Annotated in this window: 5 tRNA genes; all 5 read left to right on the top strand. The window is 51.8% G+C overall.

Features of this window, described 5'->3' with window-relative positions:
* The first annotated feature begins 68 nt into the window (after positions 1 to 68).
* The 5 genes from AAHB12_RS31320 to AAHB12_RS31300 all read left to right on the top strand — a co-directional run bounded on the left by AAHB12_RS31320 (position 69) and on the right by AAHB12_RS31300 (position 488).
* Positions 69 to 141, top strand: a tRNA-Phe gene (locus AAHB12_RS31320).
* A gap of 33 nt (positions 142 to 174) precedes the next feature.
* Positions 175 to 250: transfer RNA gene (locus tag AAHB12_RS31315), tRNA-Thr, on the top strand.
* 6 nt (positions 251 to 256) lie between these two features.
* A tRNA-Lys gene (locus AAHB12_RS31310) sits at positions 257 to 329 on the top strand.
* Between the two features lie 5 nt (positions 330 to 334).
* A tRNA-Gly gene (locus tag AAHB12_RS31305) sits at positions 335 to 408 on the top strand.
* A gap of 6 nt (positions 409 to 414) precedes the next feature.
* Positions 415 to 488, top strand: a tRNA-Ile gene (locus AAHB12_RS31300).
* Positions 489 to 490 lie beyond the last annotated feature (2 nt).

Below are 490 nucleotides of genomic sequence, written 5' to 3'. Positions count from 1 at the left end.
TAGCGGTTAACATGCCTGCCTGTCACGCAGGAGATCGCGGGTTCGATCCCCGTCGGGACCGCCATGATGGCTCGGTAGCTCAGTCGGTAGAGCAGAGGACTGAAAATCCTCGTGTCGGCGGTTCGATTCCGTCCCGAGCCACTTTTATTTGTTTACGAACAAGAAACTTATAGTGCCGGCTTAGCTCAATTGGTAGAGCAACTGACTTGTAATCAGTAGGTTGGGGGTTCAAGTCCTCTAGCCGGCACCATCTTACGAGCCATTAGCTCAGTCGGTAGAGCATCTGACTTTTAATCAGAGGGTCGAAGGTTCGAGTCCTTCATGGCTCACATTTGCGGGTGTAGTTTAATGGTAGAACTTCAGCCTTCCAAGCTGATAGCGTGGGTTCGATTCCCATCACCCGCTCCATAATAAGGGCCTATAGCTCAGCTGGTTAGAGCGCACGCCTGATAAGCGTGAGGTCGATGGTTCGAGTCCATTTAGGCCCATT

The organism is Bacillus sp. OTU530 (genome assembly GCF_038440375.1).
Note: the sequence above shows the minus strand (reverse complement) of the source record. Positions and strands in the feature narration are given on the sequence as shown.